The sequence below is a fragment of the Tritonibacter sp. SIMBA_163 genome, assembly GCF_046535935.1.
In the GTDB taxonomy this organism is placed as follows: domain Bacteria; phylum Pseudomonadota; class Alphaproteobacteria; order Rhodobacterales; family Rhodobacteraceae; genus Epibacterium; species Epibacterium scottomollicae.
The window spans coordinates 1-260 of sequence record NZ_JAWJBP010000715.1; the positions used below are offsets into that span (position 1 = coordinate 1).

Sequence of the window (260 nt, forward strand, 5' to 3'; positions counted from 1 at the left end):
GCAGCGACAATGCATAGAGCGCGGCGACCACACCGCCCAATATCGTGCTGACCAGCAGGAGCCTGCGCGGTCCCCGCACTACATCGATGGCGATGCGTGGATCGGTCAAGGGTTTCCATTCGGCGTCCGGTGCCGGGCGGTCGATGACAGGATGCTCGCGCATGACGGGCTCGCGGGCCGGCTCCGGAGTTGGAGCGTCAGCCTCGATTGCGATTTTGCGACGTTCACGTTCCTGAACCTTGCGCTCCAGTTCCGCTTCG

Annotated in this window: 1 protein-coding gene; it reads right to left on the reverse strand. The window is 64.2% G+C overall.

Annotated elements, in window-relative coordinates; translation table 11 throughout:
* Positions 1–260: hypothetical protein (locus R0J92_RS24200; RefSeq protein WP_411053553.1), on the reverse strand; the 260-nt coding region annotated here is incomplete at both ends.